This window comes from Rhodococcus sp. Eu-32 (assembly GCF_003336925.1).
GTDB lineage: Bacteria > Actinomycetota > Actinomycetes > Mycobacteriales > Mycobacteriaceae > Rhodococcoides > Rhodococcoides kyotonensis_B.
This window is the reverse complement of record NZ_QGNK01000003.1, coordinates 170574-193534: the sequence shown is the minus strand read 5'-3', so window position 1 is coordinate 193534 and position 22961 is coordinate 170574. Positions and strand designations below refer to the sequence as shown.

Sequence of the window (22961 nt, the reverse complement as noted above, 5' to 3'; positions counted from 1 at the left end):
CGTGACGGTCTACGACATCGATGGGCCGTGGCAGCTGCGTCGAACGATAGGTTGGAGGAATGTCTGCAGACCGGAAACGAGCCGACTTCGGAGCGCGTCGAGCCGCGCTCCGTCGCGCTCTGCACGCGAAGAACCTCGACGCACTCCTGGTGACCGATCTCCTCAACATCCGGTACCTGACCGGGTTCACCGGGAGCAACGCCGCCCTCGTGGTGTCCGCCGCCGATTCCGACGGGAACGAGGACGGAACCGTCATCTGCACCGACGGTCGGTATCTCTCCCAGGTCGCCGCCCAAGTTCCCGACCTTCGTGCGTCGATCGACAGGTCGTCGGCGACGGCGTTGCTGACCGACGACCGGGCGGCGCCGTCCGGGAACGTGGGATTCGAAAGCCATGTCGTGACGGTCGAACAGCACGACGCGTGGAGTGCTCTGGACGCGGCTCCGACGCTCGTCCGCAGTCCGGGCCTCGTCGAGGATCTGCGCATGGTCAAGGACGAGCACGAGATCGGGCTGTTGCGCGACGCGTGTCGTGCTGCGGACGAGGCCTTCGCGCTACTGATCGAGCGCGGGGGAATCAGAGCCGGACGTACCGAGCTCGAGGTGGCGCGCGAGCTCGAAGCTCTGATGCTCGACGCGGGTGCCGACGGCATCTCGTTCGAGACGATCGTCGCAGCGGGTGCGAATTCCGCCGTGCCTCACCATCGGCCCACGGCGGCTGTGCTCGCGACGGGTGACTTCGTGAAATTCGACTTCGGTGCGCTCGTGGGCGGGTACCACTCGGACATGACACGCACGGTCGTCATCGGGGAGCCCGACGCGTGGCAGAAGGAGATCTACGAGCTCGTGCTGCGGTCTCAGGCCGCGGGCCGAGAGGCGCTGGCACCCGGCGTGAGCACGGCCTCGGTGGACGCGGCATCACGATCGGTCATCGAGGACGCCGGGTACGGGGAGCTGTTCCTGCACGGCCTCGGACACGGTGTCGGCCTCGAAATCCACGAAGCGCCGGGAATTGCACGCACCAGCACCGGTACACTGCTGAGCGGTGCAGCTGTGACCGTCGAGCCGGGTGTGTACATCTCGGGGCGCGGTGGCGTCCGGATCGAAGACACACTCGTCGTTCGCGACGGCGGACCCGAGTTGCTCACCATGACCAGCAAAGAACTGATTCTCGTGTGACGCACGGCGCAGGCGAGAAATACGAGGAGACGTAAGAGCCAGTGGCTTCTACCAGCGATTTCAAGAACGGTCTCGTTCTCAACATCGACAACCAGCTGTGGTCGATCATCGAGTTCCAGCACGTCAAGCCGGGCAAGGGCCCCGCTTTCGTGCGTACGAAGCTCAAGAACGTGCTGTCGGGCAAGGTCGTCGACAAGACGTTCAACGCAGGCGTCAAGGTCGACACCGCGACGGTCGATCGTCGCGACATGACGTACCTGTACCACGACGGCAGCGACTACGTCTTCATGGACGGCGACACCTACGACCAGATCTCGATCTCCGAGGCGACGGTCGGCGACGGCGCACGCTTCCTGCTCGAGAACATGCAGGTTCAGGTCGCGACCCACGAGGGCGCGCCGCTGTACGTCGAGCTGCCCGTCACGGTCGAGCTCGAGGTCAAGCACACCGATCCCGGTCTCCAGGGCGACCGCTCCACCGGCGGCACCAAGCCTGCAACCCTCGAGACCGGCGCCGAGATCTCCGTTCCGTTGTTCATCAACACCGGCGACAAGCTGAAGGTCGACTCGCGTGACGGCAACTACCTCGGGCGTGTGAACTCCTAACGTGTCGTCGAAGAAGAACCAAGCACGTCTTGGATCGAAACAGCCCGAGCAGCCGAAGAAGCTCGGTGCGCGCCACAAGGCTCGCAAGCGGGCAGTGGACTTCCTGTTCGAGGCCGAGGCGCGTGACACCGATCCGGTGGACCTGGCCAAGGAGCGTATCGAGTTGGCGCGCGGCGACGACACGATCGCGCCCGTCAGCGAGTACACCGAGACGCTGGTCGTCGGCGTCGCAGAGAATCTCGATCGTCTCGACGGTGTGATCTCCGACCACCTGACGGATTGGACGCTGAACCGGCTTCCGGCCGTCGACCGCGCGATTCTGCGTGTCGCGGTGTGGGAACTCTTCCACGCGACGGACGTGCCGCCGGTCGTGGCCGTCGACGAAGCCGTCGAACTCGCGAAGCAGCTGTCCACGGACGATTCGCCGTCGTTCGTCAACGGCGTTCTCGGCCAGATCGTGCTCGTAGCGCCTCAGGTTCGAGCGGCAGCCGCGGCCGTGTCCTCGCGTACTGCCGAGGACAAGCCCGCCGACTCCTGAGTATCTTTCGATTCGCTCCTCCCCGCCGCTCGTGCGGGGAGGAGCGATTGCTAGGCTGTGTCACCGTCAGACATCCTTTAACGATCCGTCCAGAGAGGCGGAGAAGGAGGTCGTAGTTTGCCTGCGCCCGACAGTTCTTCCGTTCCCGACAATCGACCCGGTTCTTCCCGCGAGCTGCTGTCCGCCGCGGATGTGGGCCGGACCATCGCCCGGATGGCGCATCAGATCATCGAGAAGACCGCGCTGGATTCCGCGGACGGCCCTCGTGTCGTTCTCCTCGGCATTCCGACGCGCGGCACCACGCTCGCCGAGCGTCTCGCCGAGCGCATCGAGGTCTTCAGCGGGGTGCGCCCGCCGCTCGGCTCGCTCGACATCACGCTGTACCGCGACGATCTGCGGAACAAGCCGCATCGCCCCCTGGAGCGGACCCTCGTTCCGGAGGGTGGAATCGACGACGCACTCGTGGTTCTCGTCGACGACGTCCTGTTCTCCGGCCGGACGGTGCGGTCAGCGCTGGACGCGCTGCGTGACCTCGGTCGCCCCAGGGCCGTTCAGCTGGCCGTTCTCATCGACCGCGGACACCGCGAACTCCCGTTGCGCGCCGACTACGTCGGAAAGAACGTGCCGACGGCTCGGACCGAGGACGTGTCAGTGTCTCTGACCGAGCACGACGGGCAGGACGGTGTATCTATCTCAGCCGGGAGCGGAGCCCGCAGGAGTGACCCGGAAGAAGGCGGGAGCGGAGCCCGCAGGAGTGACCCAGATGGAAACAAGGGTGTAGTGCAGTGAAGCATTTGCTGTCCGTGGCCGATCTGACCCGCGAGACCGCGACCGAGCTGCTCGACGAGGCCGATCGGTTCGAGCAGGCGCTGCTGGGCCGTGAGGTCAAGAAGCTCCCGACTCTCCGTGGCCGCACGGTCATGACCGTCTTCTTCGAGAACTCGACCCGCACCCGTGTGTCGTTCGAGGTCGCAGGCAAGTGGATGAGTGCCGACGTCATCAACGTCAGCGCCAGCAGCTCGTCGGTGTCGAAGGGCGAGTCCTTGCGGGACACCGCGATGACGCTGCGTGCCGCGGGCGCGGACGCGCTGATCGTGCGTCACCCGTCGTCGGGTGCGGCACACCAGATCGCCGCGTGGACGAAGGGCCAGGGCGACGGGGCGGGACCCGCGATCATCAACGCAGGTGACGGAACCCATGAGCACCCAACGCAGGCGCTGCTCGACGCCGTGACCCTGCGCCAACGTCTCGGTGACATCGAGGGCAGGCGCATCGGCATCGTCGGCGACATCCTGCACAGTCGCGTCGCGCGATCGAACGCGATTCTGCTGTCGACGCTCGGCGCCGAGGTGGTTCTCATCGCGCCGCCGACGCTGCTGCCCGTCGGAGTCTCCGGCTGGCCGGTCCGCGTGTCGCACGACATCGATGCCGAACTGCCGTCGCTCGACGCCGTGCTGATGCTGCGCGTGCAGGCGGAACGGATGAACGGCGGATTCTTCCCGTCGGCGAAGGAGTACTCGATCACGTACGGGCTGTCCCAGAAGCGGATGGACCTTCTCCCGGAGCATGCCGTCGTGCTGCACCCGGGACCGATGCTGCGCGGCATGGAGATCGCGTCGTCGGTGGCCGATTCACCCAGAACTGCTGTACTGCAACAGGTTACGAACGGAGTTCACGTGCGCATGGCGGTGCTGTTCCGATTGCTCGTCGGCTCGGACGGAGGTGCGCTGTGAGTGTTCTGCTGCGCGGCGTTCTGATCTACGGCGAGGAACCCGCTACCGACGTCCTGATCGACGACGGCCAGATCGCCGCCATCGGATCCGATCTCGACGCAGGTGATGCCGAGGTCGTCGAGGCGGGCGGGCAGATTCTGCTCCCCGGATTCGTCGACCTGCACACCCACCTGCGCGAGCCCGGCCGCGAGGACACCGAGACCATCGAAACCGGTTCTGCCGCAGCCGCTCTTGGTGGTTACACGGCGGTGTTCGCGATGGCCAACACCAACCCTGTCGCCGACTCGGTCGTCATCACCGATCACGTGTGGCGTCGCGGCCAGGAGGTCGGACTCGTCGACGTGCACCCGGTCGGTGCCGTCACGGTCGGTCTCGGGGGCAAGCAGCTCGCCGAGATGGCGACGATGGCGAGCGGCGTCGGCAAGGTCAAGATGTTCTCCGACGACGGCAAATGCGTCGACGACCCGCTGATCATGCGTCGCGCGCTCGAGTACTCGAGCTCGCTCGGGGTGCTCATCGCGCAGCACGCCGAGGAGCCGCGTCTGACCGTCGGTGCCGTCGCACACGAGGGGCCGACGGCAGCTCGCCTGGGTCTCGCCGGCTGGCCGCGTGCCGCCGAGGAGTCGATCGTCGCCCGTGACGCTCTGCTCGCTCGCGACGCCGGAGCGAAGGTGCACATCTGTCACGCATCGACGGCGGGAACCGTCGAACTGCTGAAGTGGGCACGCGCACAAGGGATTTTGATCTCGGCCGAGGTGACGCCGCATCACCTGCTGCTCGACGATTCGCGCCTGGAGACGTACGACGCCGTGAACAAGGTGAACCCGCCGCTGCGCGAGGCGTCCGACGTCGCGGCGCTGCGCAAGGGCCTCGCCGACGGCACGGTCGACTGCGTCGCGACCGATCACGCGCCACACGCCGAGCAGGACAAGTGCTGCGAGTTCTCCCAGGCGCGTCCGGGCATGCTCGGTCTCGAGACCGCGCTCGCGATCGTCGCGCAGACGATGGTCGAGCCCGGTCTGCTCGATTGGCGTGGCGTGGCCCGCGTCATGAGCGAGCGTCCGGCGGAGATCGTCGGACTCGCCGACCAGGGCCGTCCGATCGAGGTCGGAGAGATCGCGAACCTGACGCTCGTCGACCCGGACGCATCGTGGACGGTCGAGGGCAGGAAGTTCGCCAGTATCTCCGAGAACACGCCGTTCGAGCAGATGGCGTTCTCGGCCAGAGTCACCACGACGTTGCTGCGCGGACGGATCACTGCCCGCGATGGCGCCGTGCGCGTCGCGACGGAGGCATAGCCGTGGACAGAGTGGTCATCGTCGTCGCGTTCGTCGTCTTCTGGCTCGCGATGATCGGTTTGATCTTCTGGGGCTGGCGCGGCCGCCAGAAGCGCCAGGCGGACCGGATCGGGGTGTTCCCTCCCGTGCCCGCCGATCTCGGGGCACCGTCGATCGCCGCAGCGACCGGCCTGTACGTCGGCAGCACGATCGCGCCGAACTGGCAGGACCGCATCGCCGTCGGCGACATCGGCCACCGCGCGACGGCGGAACTGTCGCGGTACGAGAAGGGCATCCTGCTCGAGCGAACAGGGGAGTCCACCATCTGGATTCCGCAGGAGTCCATTCGCGGGATCAGAACCGATCGTGCGTTGGCGGGCAAGGTCATGAGCAAGGACGGCCTGCTGGTCATCCGCTGGACCCTGCCGACCGGCACCGAGATCGACACCGGCTTTCGAGCCGACGACAAGCTCGTCTACCCCACCTGGGTCGACACACATCCGAACACAGGCACGAACGACTCGAAGGAGACACCCGCGTGAGCAGCGCAGTTCTTGTTCTGGAGGACGGCCGGACGTTCCGTGGCACCACCTTCGGCGCCACCGGACGGACTCTCGGCGAAGCCGTCTTCTGCACCGGCATGACCGGATACCAGGAAACCTTGACCGACCCCAGCTACCACCGCCAGATCGTCGTCGCGACAGCGCCGCAGATCGGCAACACGGGCTGGAACCAGGAAGACGGCGAAGCCGCGAGCGCCCAGGATCCCAACAAGATCTGGGTCGCGGGTTACGTCGTCCGTGACCCGGCACGACGCACGTCGAGCTGGCGGGCAACCGGATCGTTGCAGGAACAGCTCGAGGCGCAGAACGTCGTCGGCATCGCCGGCATCGACACGCGCGCTCTCGTACGCCACCTGCGCACCCGCGGTTCGATGCGCGCGGGCGTCTTCTCCGGTGACGCACTCGGCACGGAGACGGAGATGCTCGAGCAGGTCGTCGGTCAGCCGTCGATGCTCGGTGCCGACCTGGCCGGTGAGGTCACCACCGACACCGGCTACGTGATCGAGCCCGAAGGCGGCGACGCCCGATTCACCGTCGCCGCAGTCGATCTCGGCATCAAGACGAACACACCGCGTATGTTCGCGCAGCGCGGTATCCGTGTGCACGTGGTTCCGTCGGCGGCCACCATGGACCAGATTCTGGAGCTGAATCCCGACGGCGTCTTCCTGTCCAACGGACCGGGCGACCCGGCGACCGCCGACGCCAACGTCGCGCTGACCCGCGAGGTTCTCGGACGCGGACTGCCGTTGTTCGGCATCTGCTTCGGAAACCAGATCTTCGGCCGCGCGCTCGGACGCTCGACGTACAAGATGAAGTTCGGCCACCGCGGCATGAACATCCCCGTCGTCGAGCACACCACCGGACGCATCGCCATCACCGCGCAGAACCACGGCTTCGCGCTCGAAGGCGAAGCAGGCGAGGAGTTCGACACCGACTTCGGCCGCGCCCGGATCAGCCACACGTGCGCCAACGACGGCACCGTCGAAGGCGTCGAACTGCTGAGTGGAAGCGCGTTCTCGGTTCAGTACCACCCCGAGGCCGCGGCGGGCCCACACGACGCCGCGTACCTCTTCGATCGGTTCACATCAGTGCTTGAGGGAGTTGACAAGTAATGCCACGCCGCAGCGATCTGGGACACGTCCTGGTCATCGGTTCGGGACCGATCGTCATCGGACAGGCCTGTGAGTTCGACTATTCCGGCACTCAGGCGTGCCGGGTACTCCGCGAGGAGGGCCTGCGCGTCAGCCTCGTGAACTCGAACCCGGCCACCATCATGACCGACCCGGAGTTCGCCGACGCCACCTACGTCGAGCCGATCACCGCCGATTTCATCGAGAAGATCTTCGCTCGCGAGGCCGAGCAGGGACATCCGATCGACGCCGTTCTCGCAACCCTCGGTGGCCAGACCGCGCTCAACGCGGCCGTCGGGCTGCACGAGCAGGGGATCCTCGAGAAGTACGACGTCGAGCTCATCGGCGCGGACTTCGACGCCATCCAGCGTGGCGAGGACCGTCAGAAGTTCAAGGACATCGTGTCCAAGGTCGGAGGGGAGAGCGCGCGCTCTCGCGTCTGCTACACGATGGACGAGGTGCGTGAGACCGTCGCCGAGCTTGGCTTCCCGGTCGTCGTGCGGCCGTCGTTCACGATGGGCGGCTTGGGCTCGGGCATGGCCTACGACGACGCCGACCTCACGCGCATCGCCGGAGGCGGGCTCGCCGCGTCGCCGACCGCGAACGTGCTCATCGAGGAGTCCATCCTCGGCTGGAAGGAATACGAGCTCGAGCTCATGCGCGACGGCCGCGACAACGTGGTCATCGTCTGCTCCATCGAGAACGTCGACCCGGTCGGTGTGCACACCGGCGACTCGGTCACCGTCGCCCCGGCGATGACGCTGACCGACCGCGAATACCAGAAGATGCGCGACCTCTCGATCGACATCCTCCGCGAGGTGGGCGTCGACACCGGTGGTTGCAACATCCAGTTCGCGATGGACCCGACGGACGGCCGACTCGTCGTCATCGAGATGAACCCGCGTGTCTCGCGGTCGTCGGCACTGGCGTCGAAGGCCACCGGCTATCCGATCGCGAAGATGGCCGCCAAGTTGGCCATCGGCTACACCCTCGACGAGATCGTCAACGACATCACCAAGGAAACCCCGGCGTGCTTCGAGCCGACGCTGGACTACGTCGTCGTCAAGGCGCCGCGGTTCGCGTTCGAGAAGTTCCCGGGCGCCGACGGCACGCTCACGACGACGATGAAGTCCGTCGGCGAGGCGATGTCGATCGGCCGCAACTTCGCCGAGGCGTTCGGCAAGGTCATGCGGTCGCTCGAGACGAAGCGAGCGGGATACTGGACCGGCCCCGAGGTCGAGGCCGTGAACCTCGAGTCGTTGCTGAAGGACCTGTCCGTCCCGAAGGACGGCCGGATGTACGGCATCGAGAAGGCGTTCGAACTGGGCGCGACCCTCGAGCAGCTGTTCGACGCCACCAAGATCGACCCGTGGTTCCTCGACCAGTTCCAGCAAATCCACGAACTCGGACACGAACTGCGTGCCGCCGAGAAGTTCGACGAGGCGCTCCTGCGTCAGGCCAAGTACCACGGCCTGTCGGACCGCCAGATCGCCGCAGTCCGACCGGAACTCGGTGGTGAAGACGGTGTTCGCGCCTTGCGCACCGAGCTGGGTGTCCACCCCGTCTACAAGACGGTCGACACCTGCGCAGCCGAGTTCGAGGCCAAGACGCCGTACCACTACGGCACCTACGAGCTCGATCCGAACGCCGAGTCCGAGGTCGCCGAACAGCGCGAGCGCCAGAAGGTGCTCATCCTCGGTTCGGGCCCGAACCGCATCGGCCAGGGCATCGAGTTCGACTACTCGTGTGTGCACGCGGCGCAGACGCTGTCGCAGGCCGGCTACGAGACCGTCATGGTCAACTGCAACCCGGAGACCGTGTCGACCGACTACGACACCGCCGACCGCCTGTACTTCGAGCCGCTGACGTTCGAGGACGTGCTCGAGGTCTATCGAGCCGAATCGCAGTCCGGCACCGTGGCAGGCGTCATCGTGCAGCTCGGTGGCCAGACGCCGCTGGGACTGGCGAAGCGCCTGAAGGCTGCGGGTGTTCCCATCGTCGGAACCAGCCCCGAGGCGATCGACCTTGCCGAGGATCGCGGCGAGTTCGGGCGTGTCCTCACCGAGGCGGGCCTGCCTGCTCCGAAGTTCGGTACCGCGACGACGTTCGACGGCGCTCGCGAGATCGCGGGCGGTATCGGCTACCCCGTACTCGTGCGTCCGTCGTACGTGCTCGGTGGCCGCGGCATGGAGATCGTCTACGACGAGGCATCGCTCGCCGACTACATCTCGCGTGCTACCGAGATCTCGCACGACCGCCCGGTTCTCGTCGACCGCTTCCTCGAAGACGCGGTGGAGATCGACGTCGACGCCCTGTGCGACGGCACCGAGGTCTACCTCGGTGGCGTCATGGAACACATCGAGGAAGCCGGTATCCACTCCGGGGACTCGGCGTGTGCGCTGCCGCCGATCACGTTGGGCAAGGCCGACATCGAGAACGTGCGACGGTCGACCGAGCTGCTCGCCAAGGGCATCGGCGTGAAGGGACTGCTCAACGTCCAGTACGCGCTCAAGGACGACATTCTGTACGTCCTCGAAGCGAATCCGCGTGCGAGCCGGACGGTTCCGTTCGTGTCCAAGGCCACGGCCGTGCAGCTGGCCAAGGCATGTGCGCGCGTCATGCTCGGTGAGTCGATCGCCGACCTGCGGGCCGAAGGCATCCTGCCTGCCGAGGGCGACGGCGGGACGACACCGCTGGACGCGCCGATCGCCGTCAAGGAAGCGGTCCTGCCGTTCAACCGATTCCGTCGCGCCGACGGCACAGGCGTCGACACGCTGCTGAGCCCGGAGATGAAGTCGACGGGCGAGGTCATGGGTATCGACGCGGACTTCGGTACCGCCTTCTCCAAGAGCCAGACGGCGGCATACGGTTCGCTGCCGACGTCGGGCTCGGTGTTCGTGTCGGTCGCCAACAAGGACAAGCGGTCGCTGATCTTCCCGGTCAAGCGTCTCGCCGACCTCGGCTTCACGATCCTCGCGACCGAGGGCACCGCAGAGGTGCTGCGTCGCAACGGCGTCGAGTGCCAGCAGGTCTACAAGCAGTCCGGTGAGGACGTACCTGCAGGGGAGTCGACGATCGTCGACCGCATCCTCGCCGGGGATGTCGCGATGGTGATCAACACCCCGTACGGCAACTCGGGACCGCGCGTCGACGGCTACGAGATCCGCAGCGCCGCGGTGGCACAGAGCATCCCGTGCATCACGACGGTGCAGGGCGCGTCGGCTGCGGTGCAGGGCATCGAAGCCGCCATTGCCGGTGGGGTGGGAGTGCGGTCGTTGCAGGATCTGCACGCAGCCATCGCGGGCGCCTCGGTCACGGCATGAGCAAGACGTGGGCGGATCGGCTGCGCGCTGCGACGGCGGCGCGCGGTCGGCTCTGCGTCGGCATCGATCCGCACCCGTCGCTGCTCGACGCCTGGGGTCTGCCCCGATCGGCCGACGGGTTGGAGACCTTCGCCGAGCTGTGCGTCGAGGCGTTCGTCGGCGAGGTCGCCGTCGTGAAGCCTCAGGTCGCGTTCTTCGAGGCCTACGGCAGCGCGGGGTACGCCGTGCTCGAACGCACCGTCTCGGTGCTACGTGACGCAGGGACACTCGTCGTCGCCGACGCCAAGCGCGGCGACATCGGGAGCACGATGAGCGCTTACGCGCAGACGTGGCTCGGGGAAGACTCGCCGCTGTCGTCGGACGCGGTCACCGTCTCCCCGTACCTGGGGTTCGATTCGCTGCGCGAGACGTTCGACCTGGCCGCGCGAAACGGTCGAGGAGTCTTCGTCCTCGCGCGAACGTCCAACGCCGAGGGGGCAGACCTGCAGACCGCGACGGCGTCCCATCGGTCGGTCGCGCAGTCCATCGTCGACGGGGCTGCCGACATCGACCGGGACGGACGCGCCACGGCCGGTCTCGTCGTCGGTGCGACGCGTGATCACGGTCTGGATCTGAGCGACTTCACCGGCCCGATCCTCGCTCCCGGGCTCGGCGCTCAGGGCGCGGGTGTCGACGATCTCGCCCAGATCTTCGCGGGTTCCCGAGAGCTTCTGCTGCCCAACTCGTCTCGCGGCGTGCTCGCGGCAGGGCCGTCGGTCACCGCTCTTCGCGATGCCGCCACCACCCTCCGCGACGAAGTGGAAGCGGGCCTCGCGTAGACCATGGTTGCGACCCCGTCAGCTCCGGGGGCAAGTTCGCCATGCGGGTCGCGCGTCGGTAACGTCGCTGATGTTGCTGGTGACCACGAGTTGCGCAGCAGCGACGTGCGCGACCCGCCATTCCGTGCACTGTCCACCCCACGATGAGACGGAGGAAACGTGGCGCTTCCCCAGTTGACCGCAGAGCAGCGTGCCGCTGCTCTGGAGAAGGCGGCTGCCGCCCGTAAAGTCAGGGCCGAGCTCAAAGAGCGCCTCAAGCGAGGCGGCACCGATCTGAAGCAGGTGCTCAAAGACGCCGAGACCGACGAGATCCTCGGCAAGATGAAGGTGTCGGCACTTCTCGAGGCGTTGCCGAAGGTGGGCAAGGTCAAGGCGCAGGAGCTGATGACCGAGCTGGAGATCGCGCCGACGCGTCGTCTCCGCGGCCTCGGCGATCGCCAGCGCAAGGCATTGCTGACCAAGTTCGATTTCGACGCCTGAGTGCACGTACAAGCGGAGGTAGCGCACGTGTCCGATCGTGACGCGTCATCGCCCCGGAGGGGCCGGCTCATCGTTTTGGCCGGTCCCTCCGGCGTCGGTAAGTCCAGTGTCGTCCGCGTCGTTCGACGCGTATTGCCCGAACTGTGGTTCAGCGTGTCCGTCACCACGCGCGACCCACGTCCGGGTGAGATCGACGGTGAGGACTACCACTTCGTCACCGCCGCGGAGTTCGATCGCATGATCGAGGCAGGGGAGCTGCTCGAATGGGCGAGCGTTCACGGTGGCCTGCATCGGTCCGGCACCCCGGCCGCGCCGGTCGAAGAGGCGCTCGAGCAGGGGAAACCGGTGCTTCTGGAGCTCGACCTCGCCGGTGCGCGAGCGGTTCGGGTGTCCAAGCCCGAGGCGCAGCTGGTGTTCATGGCACCACCGACGTGGGACGACCTCGTTCACCGACTCACGTCGCGGGCGACCGAGGAATCGGCGGCCACCGCACGCCGACTCGAGACCGCCAAGGTCGAACTGGCCGCTCAGGACGAGTTCGACACGGTCATCGTCAATACCGATGTCGACCATTCGTGCGAAGAGTTGGTATCCTTGTTGGTCGGTAGCTCGTCGGTCGGCCCTTCCTGAGGTTCTCGGCCTCCGAGGTTCACGAGCACGAACGACCTTTTCGCAGTTCAGTACGTATGCAGCATCGACGCTATTCAGGGAGATTCCATAGTGAGCAGCACTTCAGTGGCCGGTTCCGACTTCGACGCGCGTAGCGCACTCCCGGCTTACGACACGCCGCTCGGGATCACCAACCCTCCGATCGACGAGCTCCTCGCGCGCACGTCGTCGAAGTACGCGCTGGTCATCTACGCAGCCAAGCGCGCACGTCAGATCAACGACTACTACAACCAGCTCGGCGACGGCATCCTCGAGTACGTCGGCCCGCTCGTCGAGCCGGGCCTGCAGGAGAAGCCGCTGTCGATCGCGCTTCGCGAGATCCACTCCGATCTCCTCGAGCACTCCGAAGGCGAATAAGAACCGATCAAGGAATCAGCCAAGTTGCGCGTAGTCGTCGGTGTAGGCGGAGGTATCGCCGCCTACAAGAGCTGTTCCCTCATTCGAAGTTTCACCGAGAACGGTGACCACGTCCGCGTCATCCCGACCGAATCCGCGCTCGAGTTCGTCGGCCGCGCAACGTTCGAGGCGTTGTCGGGCAACCCGGTCCATACCGGAGTGTTCGCCGACGTTCCCGAGGTGCCTCACGTGCGTCTCGGGCAAGAGGCGGACCTGGTCGTCGTCGCGCCTGCGACCGCCGATCTGATCGCTCGGATGGCAGGCGGCCGTGCCGACGACCTTCTGACCGCCACGTTGTTGACGGCGAGATGTCCCGTCGTCGTCGCGCCTGCGATGCACACCGAGATGTGGGAGCACCCGGCGACGGTCGCCAACGTCGCCACTCTGCGCAGTCGCGGCGTCACGGTCATCGAACCCGCTTCGGGGCGGCTGACCGGCCGCGACACCGGCGCGGGACGGCTTCCCGAGCCCGACGAAATCTACGCGCTCGCGATGCTCTCGGCAGAGCGCACCGATTCGCTTCCGCACGATCTCACCGGCCGCCGCGTCGTCGTGACGGCGGGCGGCACCCGCGAACCGCTCGATCCGGTTCGGTTCCTGGGCAATCGCAGCTCCGGCAAACAGGGCTACGCCATCGCCCGCGTCGCGGCGCAGCGCGGTGCGCGTGTGACGTTGATCGCCGGCTTCACCGCGAATCTTCCTGATCCTGCCGCCGTCGACGTCGTTCACGTCAAGACCGCGCACGAGATGCGGGACGCAGTGACTCAGTACTCGGCGGACGCCGACGCCATCGTCATGGCTGCGGCCGTCGCGGACTTTCGCCCGTCCAGTATCGCGACGAGCAAGATCAAGAAGGGCGCCGACGAGCCCGACTCGATCCCGCTCGTCCGCAACGACGACATCCTCGCCGGTCTCGTCGACGCGCGTCGGAACGGCGAGATCGACAAGGCCACGGTCATCGTCGGTTTCGCCGCCGAAACCGGTGACGAGCACGGCGACGTCCTGACCTACGCACGCGCGAAGCTCGAACGCAAGGGTTGCGATCTGCTCGTCGTCAACGCGGTCGGCGACGGCAAGGCGTTCGAGGTGGATCACAACGACGGATGGCTCCTCGGATCGGACGGATCGGAAGCCGCTCTCGGTGCCGGGTCGAAGGCGCTGCTCGCCAGTCGCGTCGTCGACGCGGTGGTCTCCGTGCTGTCCGATGTTTCACATTCGAATCTCGGGTGATTTCAAGGGTGCACGGGCGGCATCGACGCGACTAGTGTCGGTGTGCCAGAACGCCCATGTGTGCTTACCTGCAGTAACAGCGTGACCGTAGACAATGGAAGTGCCGACCGGAGCAGCGGCTCCGATCGGCCGGGAAACACGTCGAGAGGAAATCCGTGAGCAAGTCCGGCAGTCGGCTCTTCACCAGTGAGTCCGTGACCGAGGGTCACCCAGACAAGATCTGCGACGCCATCAGCGATTCGATTCTCGACGCGCTCCTCGCGGAGGATCCGCGTGCGCGCGTGGCGGTGGAGACGCTCGTCACGACCGGCCAGGTTCACGTCGCGGGCGAGGTCAACACCACCGCCTACGCCGACATCCCGAAGATCGTGCGCGACAAGGTGCTCGAGATCGGCTACGACTCGTCCGCCAAGGGCTTCGACGGCAACTCCTGTGGCGTCAACATCGCCATCGGTGCGCAGTCTCCGGAGATCGCGCAGGGCGTCGATCACTCCCACGAGGCACGCGTCGAGGGCCTGTCCGACGACGAGATCGACCGGCAGGGCGCAGGCGATCAGGGTCTGATGTTCGGCTACGCCAACACCGACACCCCCGAATTGATGCCGTTGCCCATCGCGCTCGCACACCGGCTGTCGCGTCGTCTCACCGAGGTTCGTAAGTCGGGTGTGCTTCCGTACCTGCGTCCGGACGGCAAGACCCAGGTCACCATCGAGTACGACGGGGACGACGCGGTGCGCCTCGACACGGTCGTGGTGTCGACGCAGCACGCTGCCGACATCGACCTCGACAACCTGCTGACACCCGACATCCGCGAGAAGGTTCTCGGCTCGGTACTCGAAGAACTGAACGTGCCCACGCTGGACACGTCCAACATTCGTCTGCTCGTCAACCCGACCGGCAAGTTCGTGCTCGGTGGGCCGATGGGCGACGCAGGTCTGACCGGCCGCAAGATCATCGTCGACACCTATGGCGGAATGGCGCGCCACGGTGGTGGCGCGTTCTCGGGCAAGGATCCGTCGAAGGTCGACCGGAGCGCCGCGTACGCGATGCGCTGGGTCGCCAAGAACGCCGTCGCCGCAGGTCTGGCCGACCGCATCGAGGTCCAGGTCGCCTACGCCATCGGCAAGGCAGCCCCTGTCGGTCTGTTCGTCGAGACCTTCGGTACCGAGAAGACCGACCCGGCGCGCATCCAGTCGGCGATCAACGAAGTCTTCGACCTGCGTCCGGGCGCGATCATTCGCGATCTCGACCTCCTTCGCCCGATCTACGCGCCGACCGCCGCCTACGGTCACTTCGGTCGTACCGACATCGCGTTGCCGTGGGAGTCGACCGACCGCGCGGAGAAGCTGCGCGCGGCAGCGGGTCTCTGAGCAGCACAGCGCGAGCGGCAGCACCCGAGCTTCCCATAGCTCGGGTTCTGCCGCTCTTGCCGTTACCGCACCTCGATCGCGAGTTCGACTATCTCGTTCCCGCCGAATTCGCCGACGACGCGAAGGTCGGCGTTCGTGTCCGCATCCGCTTCGCGGGGCGACTCGTCGACGGTTTCGTCGTCGAACGCGTGGCGACCACCGAGCACACCGGCAAGCTGGGGTGGCTCGACCGCGTCGTGTCCGACGAGCAGGTTCTGACGCCGGAGGTCAGCCGGCTGGTGTCGGCCGTCGCGCATCGCTACGCGGGAACGCGCGCCGACGTTCTCCGGCTGGCGGTTCCGCCGCGCCACGCCAAGGTCGAGGCCGAGGATCCGCCCGGAAAACCGGACGTTCCAGAGCCCGTGGTCGACGAACGAGCGTGGAGCAGCTACACCCACGGGTCCGCGTTTCTCGATGCACTCCGCGCCGGCCGCAATCCACGGGCCGTCTGGCAGGCCCTTCCGGGCGAGGAGTGGGCGCGTCGGCTCGCCGAGCTCGCGGCAACGTGTGTCTCCGTGGGCCGCAGCGCCGTCATCGTGGTGCCCGATCAACGCGACCTGGATCGGGTCGCGGCCGCGTGTGAAGCGGCAGCGGGCCCGGACGTCGTGGCTGCGCTCTCCGCCGGGCTCGGTCCGGCCAAGCGATACCGGAGATGGCTCGGCGTGCTGCGTCGAGACGTGTCGATCGTGGTCGGTACCCGCAGTGCCGTCTTCGCACCCGCCGCGAATCTCGGTCTCGTCGTGCTGTGGGACGACGGTGACGACGGATACGCCGAGCCGCGTTCGCCGTATCCGCACGCCCGCGAAGTCGCGTTGCTGCGAGCGTTCGAGACCGGATGTGGCGTCGTCCTCGCCGGACACGCACGCACCGCAGAGGCCGAAGCGCTCGTCGACTCGGGATGGGCGCACGATCTCGTGGCGCCACGAGACGTGGTCCGCGCCCGGCAGCCTCACGTCGTCGCATTGGCCGACAGCGATCATGCGCTTGCCCGCGACCCGGGGGCCCGCGCTGCGAGGCTGCCGGCGATTGCCTTCGACGCTGCGCGAACAGCGGTGAAGAACGACCTACCGGTGCTGGTGCAGGTACCGCGCGGCGGCTACATCCCGTCTCTCGCGTGCGGAAAATGCCGGACCCCAGCGCGATGCCGCCGATGCAACGGCCCGTTGGCATTACCGTCGGCGCCAGGAGCCGACGGGGCCGCGAGCCCCACGTGCACGTGGTGTGGCATCGCCGACACCAATCATCGCTGCACCGTGTGCGGCTCGCGCGCGCTCCGCGCAGTCGTCGTCGGAGCGCACCGCACCGCCGAGGAACTGGGACGCGCATTCCCCGGCGTCACGGTGCGAACATCGGGGGGCCCGGCAGTTCTGGACACCGTCGAACCCGGTGCGTCGCTTGTCATCTCGACGGTCGGCGCCGAGCCGTGGGCTCCGGGCGGGTACGGTGCTGCGCTGCTTCTCGACGGATGGGCGCTGCTCGGCCGAGCCGACCTGCGTGCGGCCGAGGAAGCGCTGCGACGCTGGATGACGGCAGCTGCCCTCGTACGTCCGGGAGCCGAGGGCGGCCGCGTCGTGGTCGTCGCGGAATCCGAGATTCCGACGGTTCAGGCTCTGGTCCGGTGGGATCCAGTAGGGCACGCGCGAAGTCAACTCGACGAGCGCGCCGAGGTGCGCTTTCCGCCTGCTGTCCATGTCGCGGCCGTCGATGGTACGACCGCCGCGATCATGGCTCTCGTCGAGACGGCCGAATTGCCCGAGGGGACAGAGGTTCTCGGGCCGGTGGACCTTCCCGAGGGGCAACGGCTGCCTGCGGGCGGCGGCGAGGACAGGATGCCAGGAGACGTGCAACGGCTGTTGTTGCGGGTCCCGCGTGCCGCCGGGGGAGCGCTGGCACACGCGCTCGCCGACGCTCAGGCGGTTCGGAGCGCGCGGAAGAACACCGAGGCGGTCCGCGTGCAGATCGATCCCATTCGTATCGGTTGAGTCACCGCGCGGCTGCCCGTCCGCATAGAGTCCTCGGCGACGACGTCGCACCACACGAAACTCGGCCGCGAGGAGGGCGCTTCGAATGCACCGCAGGCAGTGGGTTCGGCGGGTGGCGACGGGACTGACCGGCATCGCGGGGGCGCGGTTCGCGGGTCGGAGTTTCGCACATGCGGCAGCCGGGATCGGATCGGGCGATCTACCGGCGCCGGCGGTGCCGCTGGGCGAACTGGTGCGCATCGTCTCGTTGTCGCACGTCAACGATCCGGCGTCCACGCCGATCTTCCCCGGCGACCCGGAGTTCGTGCTGGAGACGGCCGCGACGGTCGCCGAGGACGGGTACTACCTGCAGAACGTGCGCCAGGGTGAGCACACGGGAACGCACTGGGGTGCGCCTGCGCACTTCCAGGACGGAGGCCTGACGGCGGACCGACTCGTACCCGAGGATCTGTTCCTGCCTGCCGTCAAGATCGACATTCGCGACAAGGCCGCGGCCGACGCCGACTATGCGGTCACCGTCGCCGATCTGCAGGAGTGGGAAACTGCACACGGGCAAATCCCATCCGGAGCTGCGGTCGTGCTCTGGACCGGCTGGGAATCGCGATGGGGCACCGATGCATACGTGGGCGCGGACGCCGACGGTGTGACCCATCAGCCCGGATTCTCCGCCGACGCCGCCCAGTGGTTGATCGACACGGGCAGGCTCGCCGTTCGCGGCGCACTCGGCACCGATACGTTCGGTCCCGATCTCGGCAACGACGAGACGTACCCGGTGTCGGAAAAGCTGTACGACCAGCACCGCATCAGCCTCGAAAATCTGACCAACCTCGGATCGCTGCCCACCACCGGTGCTTACATCCTGGTCGGAGGCCCGATCAATCGCGCCGGATCGGGTTCTCCTGCAACGATATTCGGGTTGGTTCCGCGGCTGTCCTGACGCGGGTGAGCTCAACCGTCAGGGGGTTGTCATCGATGCATTGTCGATATATCGTCAATATGTCCAAACGATATGATAAGGAGCAAGGACATGGAAAACTACTTCGACATGCACCGCATGCCCTGGATGGGCATGGCGGAACGTGCACAGAAGCGGCGAGCGTTCACGATGTGGATGCCGCAGGATGCGTCCGGTCCCGAGGATTCGCGACCGGATTCAGGTCATCGTGGCGGGCCGGGTCACCGTGGTGGCCATGGGCGTCGCGGACACGGCGGCGACGAACACCGCGGACGCGCCGACCGGAATCGCGGCTTCGGGCCAGGTGGCTTCGGTCCGGGCGGATTCGGCGCTTTCGGGCCGGGCGGCGACTTCGGACGAGGTCGAGGACGGGGCGGACGTGGGCGGCGAGGAGACGTCCGATCGGCAATTCTGTTGTTGCTGGCGGAATCTCCCATGCACGGCTACGAGCTGATCCAGCAGATCGTCGCGCGAAGCGAGGGTGCATGGAAGCCGAGCCCGGGCTCGATCTATCCCGCGCTGTCCCAGTTGGAAGACGAGGGTCTCGTTCTGATCGAGAAAATCGACGGTCGCAAGACTGCACGACTCACCGAGCAGGGAATCACCTTCGTCGACGAGCACCGAGCTGAGCTGGGCGCCCCGTGGGACGACGTGCGCCGCAGTGTCGGCGGTGACGCTCTCGATCTGCGCGGTCTCATCGGCCAACTGATGGGCGCAGCAGGCCAGGTTGCGTCAGTCGGGACGCCCGACCAGGTGAAGGCGGCCGGTGAGGTTCTCGCCGACGCACGGCGACGTCTCTACCGCATTCTCGCCGAGGACGATGCCGACAACGGCGACGCCGCGTCGTCGCCTACGGCGGAGTGATCGATGAGCTGCGACAGCGGTTCCCTAGAATAGGTAGTTCGTCGTACGGATTCGAACTACCTATTCTTCGGGAGCCAACTGGTGCGTGTTGTGTTTGCAGGGACGCCTGATGCGGCGGTTCCGTCGCTGGAACGGCTGATCGCGTCGACGAAACACGATGTGGTGGCCGTCGTGACGCGGCCCGATGCCCACGCCGGACGCGGCCGCAAGGTCAATCGTTCCCCCGTCGGACTACTGGCCGACCAGCACGGGATCCCGGTTCTGACCCCGAGGCGTCCGTCCGAACCCGAATTCGTGTCGGAACTGACCGATCTCGCTCCCGACGTGTGCCCCGTCGTCGCGTACGGCGCTCTACTTCCGCGGCCCGTTCTCGACATCCCTCGCTTCGGCTGGATCAATCTTCATTTCTCTCTTCTCCCAGCGTGGCGCGGAGCAGCGCCCGTGCAGGCGTCGATCGCCGCAGGAGACGACATCACCGGAGCATCGACCTTCCTGCTCGACGACGGCATGGACACCGGTCCTGTTCTCGGCGTCGTCACCGAGACGATTCGCCCGACCGACACGTCGGGAGATCTGTTGCACCGGCTGTCGGTGAGCGGTGCGGAGCTTCTGGAGGCGACGCTCGACGCCATCGAATCCGGTGAGGCATCGGCAATCCCGCAACCCACGGACGGTGTGTCCCACGCCGCGAAGGTGACCGTCGACGCGGCCCGCATCGACTGGTCGGCGTCGTCGACGGCGGTCGACCGGCACATTCGTGCCGTCACCCCCGCGCCGGGTGCCTGGACGACGATCGGAGATCTGCGCGTGAAGATCGGACCGGTCCGTCCGTCCCACGAGACGCTCGAACCCGGAGAGGTTCTGGCGCGCAAGGACGGTGTCCACATCGGAACCGGTGACGGCTCGATCGTTCTCGGTGACGTGCAACCGCAGGGCAAGAAACTCATGAAGGCAGCAGATTGGGCGCGCGGCGCACGATCGATCGACGGGACGGTGGCGCAGTGAGCGACCGCAGCAGTAACTCGAACCGAGACGGCAACTCCGACAACGCAGGTCGGCGTCGTTCCGGCGGCGGATCGGCTCGCGGCGGTCGGCCGCAGCGCAGTCCCGGATCTCGTGGTGGCGGTGGCCAGCGACCCCAGCGCGGGCGCGGACCGTCGTCGGCACCGCCGATCGATCCGGCACGGCTGGCAGCGCGCGATGTACTGAAGGCAGTTCGTGAACGCGATGCGTACGCCAATCTCGTTCTGCCAGGACTGCTTCGGGATCGCAAGCTGGACAGCCGCGACGCGGCGCTCGCGACCGAACTTGCCTACGGCGCGTGTCGCGCCCGTGGGTTGCTCGACGCGGTCGTCGAATCAGGTTCGGGCAGAACGATTTCCGAGATCGACGGCGGTCTGCTCGACATTCTTCGACTCGGCGCCTACCAACTGTTGCGCACGCGTGTCGCGCCGCACGCCGCCGTCGCCACGTCCGTCGACCTGACGCGCGCCGAATTCGGCAGCGGCAAAGCAGGATTCGTGAATGCCGTACTGCGGCGGGTGTCGGAGAAGAGCGCCGAGGAGTGGGTCGCCGAGCTCGCTCCGGACGCGGAGAAGGATCCGGTGGGGCACCTCGCGTTCGAACATGCCCACCCGAGATGGATCGCGCAGGCATTCGCCGACGCACTCGGTGCCGACGCGGGCGAGCTGGCGGCGGTCCTCGAAGCCGACGATGCCCGTCCGGCGGTCCACCTCGTCGCGCGTCCCGGAGAGATCTCGGCCGAGGAACTGGCGTTGATCACCGGGGGAGAAGAGGGAAAGTACTCGCCCTACGCGGTCTACCTCGACGGCGGCGACCCCGGCAAGCTCGACGCGGTCCGCGACGGTCTCGCCGGGGTGCAGGACGAGGGCAGCCAGCTCGTCGCGCGGGCGCTGACGCTGGCACCGCTCGACGGTCCCGACGGCGGTCGTTGGCTCGACCTGTGTGCGGGGCCGGGCGGCAAGGCGGCGCTGCTCGGTGCACTCGCCGAGATCGACGCGGCGCAGGTCGACGCCGTCGAGCCTGCGGCGCACCGTGCCGAACTGGTGCGCAAGACGACCAAGGCGCTGCCCGTCACCGTGCATGCCGTCGACGGACGCGATCCGGGCCTGGATCCGGGGTACGACCGCGTCCTCGTCGACGCGCCCTGCACCGGTCTCGGAGCGTTGCGTCGTCGCCCGGAGGCACGGTGGCGACGCTCGCCGAAGGACGTCGCCGAGCTGGTGACGTTGCAGAAGCAGTTGTTGGCTTCCGCGATCGAACTGGTGCGTCCCGGCGGGGTCGTGCTCTATTCGACCTGCTCACCGCACCTGTCGGAGACCTCGGCCGTCGTCGCCGACGCGGTCCGCAGGCACGGCGTGGAGGAGCTCGACACCCACGCATTGGTGCCCGATGTGCCGGGTGTCGGCGACGGCACGTCGGTGCAGTTGTGGCCGCACCGCCACGGAACGGATGCCATGTTCCTGGCGGCGCTACGCAAGCCGTCGTGATCGATAGTCGCTCGGTGGGACGCCCACGAGTTCGGTGAACTCCCGGGTGAAGTGCGCCTGGTCGAACCAGCCGTAGCGCGCCGCCAGATCGGCGATGGAGCCGGAGAATCCGTCGTCGAGATCGGTGATGGCGTCATGAATGCGGTACCGGTTCAGCACCCATTTGGGGGTCGTGCCCACGTACCGTTCGAACAGTCGCTGCAGACGTCGCGTACCGATGTCACACGCACGCTCGACGTCGGACACGCGCAACAATGCCCGGTCGTTCAACATCGTCGCGACGATGGACAACACCGCGCCGTACGCGGGTTCGACGCGTGCGTCCTGGATCGACAATGCCTCGTCCGCGACGGCCGCGCATCGGTCCGGATCGTCGTCGGGACCGAGCGCTCCGAGTGCGGCGACCGCGTCCGGGGCGAACATCGACGGCGCAGCGACCGGAACATCGCGCAGCGCGCGGGCGGACGTTCCGGTCATGCTCGTGAAACCACCGGGCCTGAACTTGACGCCGAACACCCAGCCGGATTCGGCGATGGTGACGTCGAACCGCCTTGTCAGGACACCGGTCGCCACCACTGGTCCGACGTCGGCGACGCCGGTGCGCACTCGTCCGCGTTCGACGCTCAACGTGCACGACGGGTGAGGAAGCGTCGAGCTCCGGTACGACGCGCCTGCCGGCAGATCCCAGCGCAGCAGCCAGTAGTTCTCGACCCACGCGCTCACTGCGTCCCCACACGCCAGCCGCGTGAGGTTCACGTGTTGCGCCAACCGATCCGGGCTCAGGATGCCCGCGGTCGTCGACGTCCCGGCCGCGACGGCTGCTGTCGCATTTTTCCTATCGGCCACGGGCGAAGTCTAGGAGTCTGGGGCGACACGAGAAATCGAACGAGGGGACATCTCATGAGTGAGAAGCCGGTGGCCGCACTGAAGATGGTGACGTTGGACTGCGCGAATCCTGCCGAGAGCGCCGAGTTCTGGTCCGCGCTGCTGGGCTGGACAGTCGCGCACGCGGAACAGGAGTACGCGATGGTGACGGGAGGGGACACCGCGCTCGGCTTCGGTCGCGTCGAGGACTACGTCTCGCCCGCGTGGCCGAATCCCCACGGCAGCAAGCAGTTCCATTTCGATCTCGCCGTGGACGACCTCGACGACGCCGCGCGCCGGGCCGTCGACCTCGGGGCGGTGCTTCCCGATGATCAGCCCGGCGAGACGTGGCGGGTGCTGCTCGATCCGGCGGGCCATCCGTTCTGTCTGACGAAGGCGCAGAACTGGGGTTGACGGCAGCCGCCTGTGACGGCTGA

The 22961-nt window shown here is 67.1% G+C and carries 22 protein-coding genes; 21 read left to right on the top strand and 1 reads right to left on the bottom strand.

The window, feature by feature from the left end:
* Positions 1–59: 59 nt before the first annotated feature.
* The 20 genes from DK926_RS05990 (at position 60) to DK926_RS05895 (ending at position 21660) form a co-directional block, all read left to right on the top strand.
* Positions 60–1178: an aminopeptidase P family protein gene (locus DK926_RS05990; RefSeq protein ID WP_114329583.1), complete on the top strand. Its 1119-nt coding sequence runs from the start codon at positions 60–62 to the stop codon at positions 1176–1178.
* Positions 1179–1219: 41 nt separating this feature from the next.
* Positions 1220–1783, top strand: coding sequence for an elongation factor P (efp, locus tag DK926_RS05985; protein ID WP_068424322.1), 564 nt, complete (start codon positions 1220–1222; stop codon positions 1781–1783).
* 1 nt (position 1784) lies between these two features.
* Positions 1785–2321 (top strand): transcription antitermination factor NusB, encoded by a 537-nt coding sequence (nusB, locus tag DK926_RS05980; RefSeq protein ID WP_114329581.1) that lies wholly within the window; start codon positions 1785–1787, stop codon positions 2319–2321.
* 117 nt (positions 2322–2438) lie between these two features.
* The gene (pyrR, locus tag DK926_RS05975; protein ID WP_207890752.1) at positions 2439–3110 is read left to right on the top strand and encodes a bifunctional pyr operon transcriptional regulator/uracil phosphoribosyltransferase PyrR; all 672 of its coding nucleotides are present in this window, start codon (positions 2439–2441) and stop codon (positions 3108–3110) included.
* Positions 3107–4054 (top strand): aspartate carbamoyltransferase catalytic subunit, encoded by a 948-nt coding sequence (locus tag DK926_RS05970; RefSeq protein WP_114329579.1) that lies wholly within the window; start codon positions 3107–3109, stop codon positions 4052–4054. Before pyrR ends, DK926_RS05970 begins: the two co-directional genes overlap by 4 nt.
* Positions 4051–5352, top strand: coding sequence for a dihydroorotase (locus DK926_RS05965; RefSeq protein WP_114329577.1), 1302 nt, complete (start codon positions 4051–4053; stop codon positions 5350–5352). The genes DK926_RS05970 and DK926_RS05965 overlap by 4 nt, the downstream gene beginning before the upstream one ends.
* A gap of 2 nt (positions 5353–5354) precedes the next feature.
* Positions 5355–5873: a transporter gene (locus tag DK926_RS05960; RefSeq protein ID WP_068424313.1), complete on the top strand. Its 519-nt coding sequence runs from the start codon at positions 5355–5357 to the stop codon at positions 5871–5873.
* Complete coding sequence (gene carA / locus DK926_RS05955; RefSeq protein ID WP_114329575.1) at positions 5870–7006, top strand: glutamine-hydrolyzing carbamoyl-phosphate synthase small subunit; 1137 nt, start codon at positions 5870–5872, stop codon at positions 7004–7006. Before DK926_RS05960 ends, carA begins: the two co-directional genes overlap by 4 nt.
* Complete coding sequence (carB, locus tag DK926_RS05950; protein ID WP_114329573.1) at positions 7006–10347, top strand: carbamoyl-phosphate synthase large subunit; 3342 nt, start codon at positions 7006–7008, stop codon at positions 10345–10347. The genes carA and carB overlap by 1 nt, the downstream gene beginning before the upstream one ends.
* Positions 10344–11165 (top strand): orotidine-5'-phosphate decarboxylase, encoded by an 822-nt coding sequence (pyrF, locus tag DK926_RS05945; RefSeq protein ID WP_068424308.1) that lies wholly within the window; start codon positions 10344–10346, stop codon positions 11163–11165. Before carB ends, pyrF begins: the two co-directional genes overlap by 4 nt.
* Before the next feature lie 159 nt (positions 11166–11324).
* The gene (mihF, locus tag DK926_RS05940) at positions 11325–11645 is read left to right on the top strand and encodes an integration host factor, actinobacterial type (protein WP_068424306.1); all 321 of its coding nucleotides are present in this window, start codon (positions 11325–11327) and stop codon (positions 11643–11645) included.
* A gap of 27 nt (positions 11646–11672) precedes the next feature.
* Positions 11673–12275, top strand: coding sequence for a guanylate kinase (gmk, locus tag DK926_RS05935; RefSeq protein WP_068425940.1), 603 nt, complete (start codon positions 11673–11675; stop codon positions 12273–12275).
* A 90-nt stretch (positions 12276–12365) separates the two neighbouring features.
* Positions 12366–12671, top strand: coding sequence for a DNA-directed RNA polymerase subunit omega (gene rpoZ, locus DK926_RS05930; protein WP_068424304.1), 306 nt, complete (start codon positions 12366–12368; stop codon positions 12669–12671).
* Positions 12672–12677: 6 nt separating this feature from the next.
* Positions 12678–13940, top strand: a complete 1263-nt coding sequence (coaBC, locus tag DK926_RS05925; protein ID WP_165839518.1) for a bifunctional phosphopantothenoylcysteine decarboxylase/phosphopantothenate--cysteine ligase CoaBC — start codon at positions 12678–12680, stop codon at positions 13938–13940.
* A 155-nt stretch (positions 13941–14095) separates the two neighbouring features.
* Entirely contained in the window at positions 14096–15310 is a 1215-nt protein-coding gene (metK, locus tag DK926_RS05920; protein WP_068424300.1) for a methionine adenosyltransferase, read from the top strand.
* Positions 15307–17331: a primosomal protein N' gene (locus DK926_RS05915; protein WP_207890759.1), complete on the top strand. Its 2025-nt coding sequence runs from the start codon at positions 15307–15309 to the stop codon at positions 17329–17331. Before metK ends, DK926_RS05915 begins: the two co-directional genes overlap by 4 nt.
* 85 nt (positions 17332–17416) lie before the next feature.
* Positions 17417–18268: a cyclase family protein gene (locus tag DK926_RS05910; protein ID WP_114329569.1), complete on the top strand. Its 852-nt coding sequence runs from the start codon at positions 17417–17419 to the stop codon at positions 18266–18268.
* Positions 18269–18358: 90 nt separating this feature from the next.
* On the top strand, positions 18359–19150 hold the full coding sequence (locus DK926_RS05905) for a PadR family transcriptional regulator (RefSeq protein WP_243636670.1): 792 nt from the start codon (positions 18359–18361) through the stop codon (positions 19148–19150).
* Positions 19151–19231: 81 nt separating this feature from the next.
* Positions 19232–20155, top strand: coding sequence for a methionyl-tRNA formyltransferase (gene fmt / locus DK926_RS05900; RefSeq protein WP_114329567.1), 924 nt, complete (start codon positions 19232–19234; stop codon positions 20153–20155).
* Positions 20152–21660: a transcription antitermination factor NusB gene (locus tag DK926_RS05895; protein ID WP_114329565.1), complete on the top strand. Its 1509-nt coding sequence runs from the start codon at positions 20152–20154 to the stop codon at positions 21658–21660. Before fmt ends, DK926_RS05895 begins: the two co-directional genes overlap by 4 nt.
* On the opposite strand, the gene DK926_RS05890 is transcribed toward DK926_RS05895, so the two are convergent.
* The gene (locus DK926_RS05890) at positions 21643–22506 is read right to left on the bottom strand and encodes a helix-turn-helix transcriptional regulator (RefSeq protein ID WP_243636669.1); all 864 of its coding nucleotides are present in this window, start codon (positions 22504–22506) and stop codon (positions 21643–21645) included. The two genes, DK926_RS05895 and DK926_RS05890, sit on opposite strands and share 18 nt — an antisense overlap.
* 54 nt (positions 22507–22560) lie before the next feature.
* Between DK926_RS05890 and DK926_RS05885 the strand changes: the two genes are divergently transcribed.
* The gene (locus DK926_RS05885) at positions 22561–22938 is read left to right on the top strand and encodes a VOC family protein (RefSeq protein WP_114329563.1); all 378 of its coding nucleotides are present in this window, start codon (positions 22561–22563) and stop codon (positions 22936–22938) included.
* Positions 22939–22961: the final 23 nt, after the last annotated feature.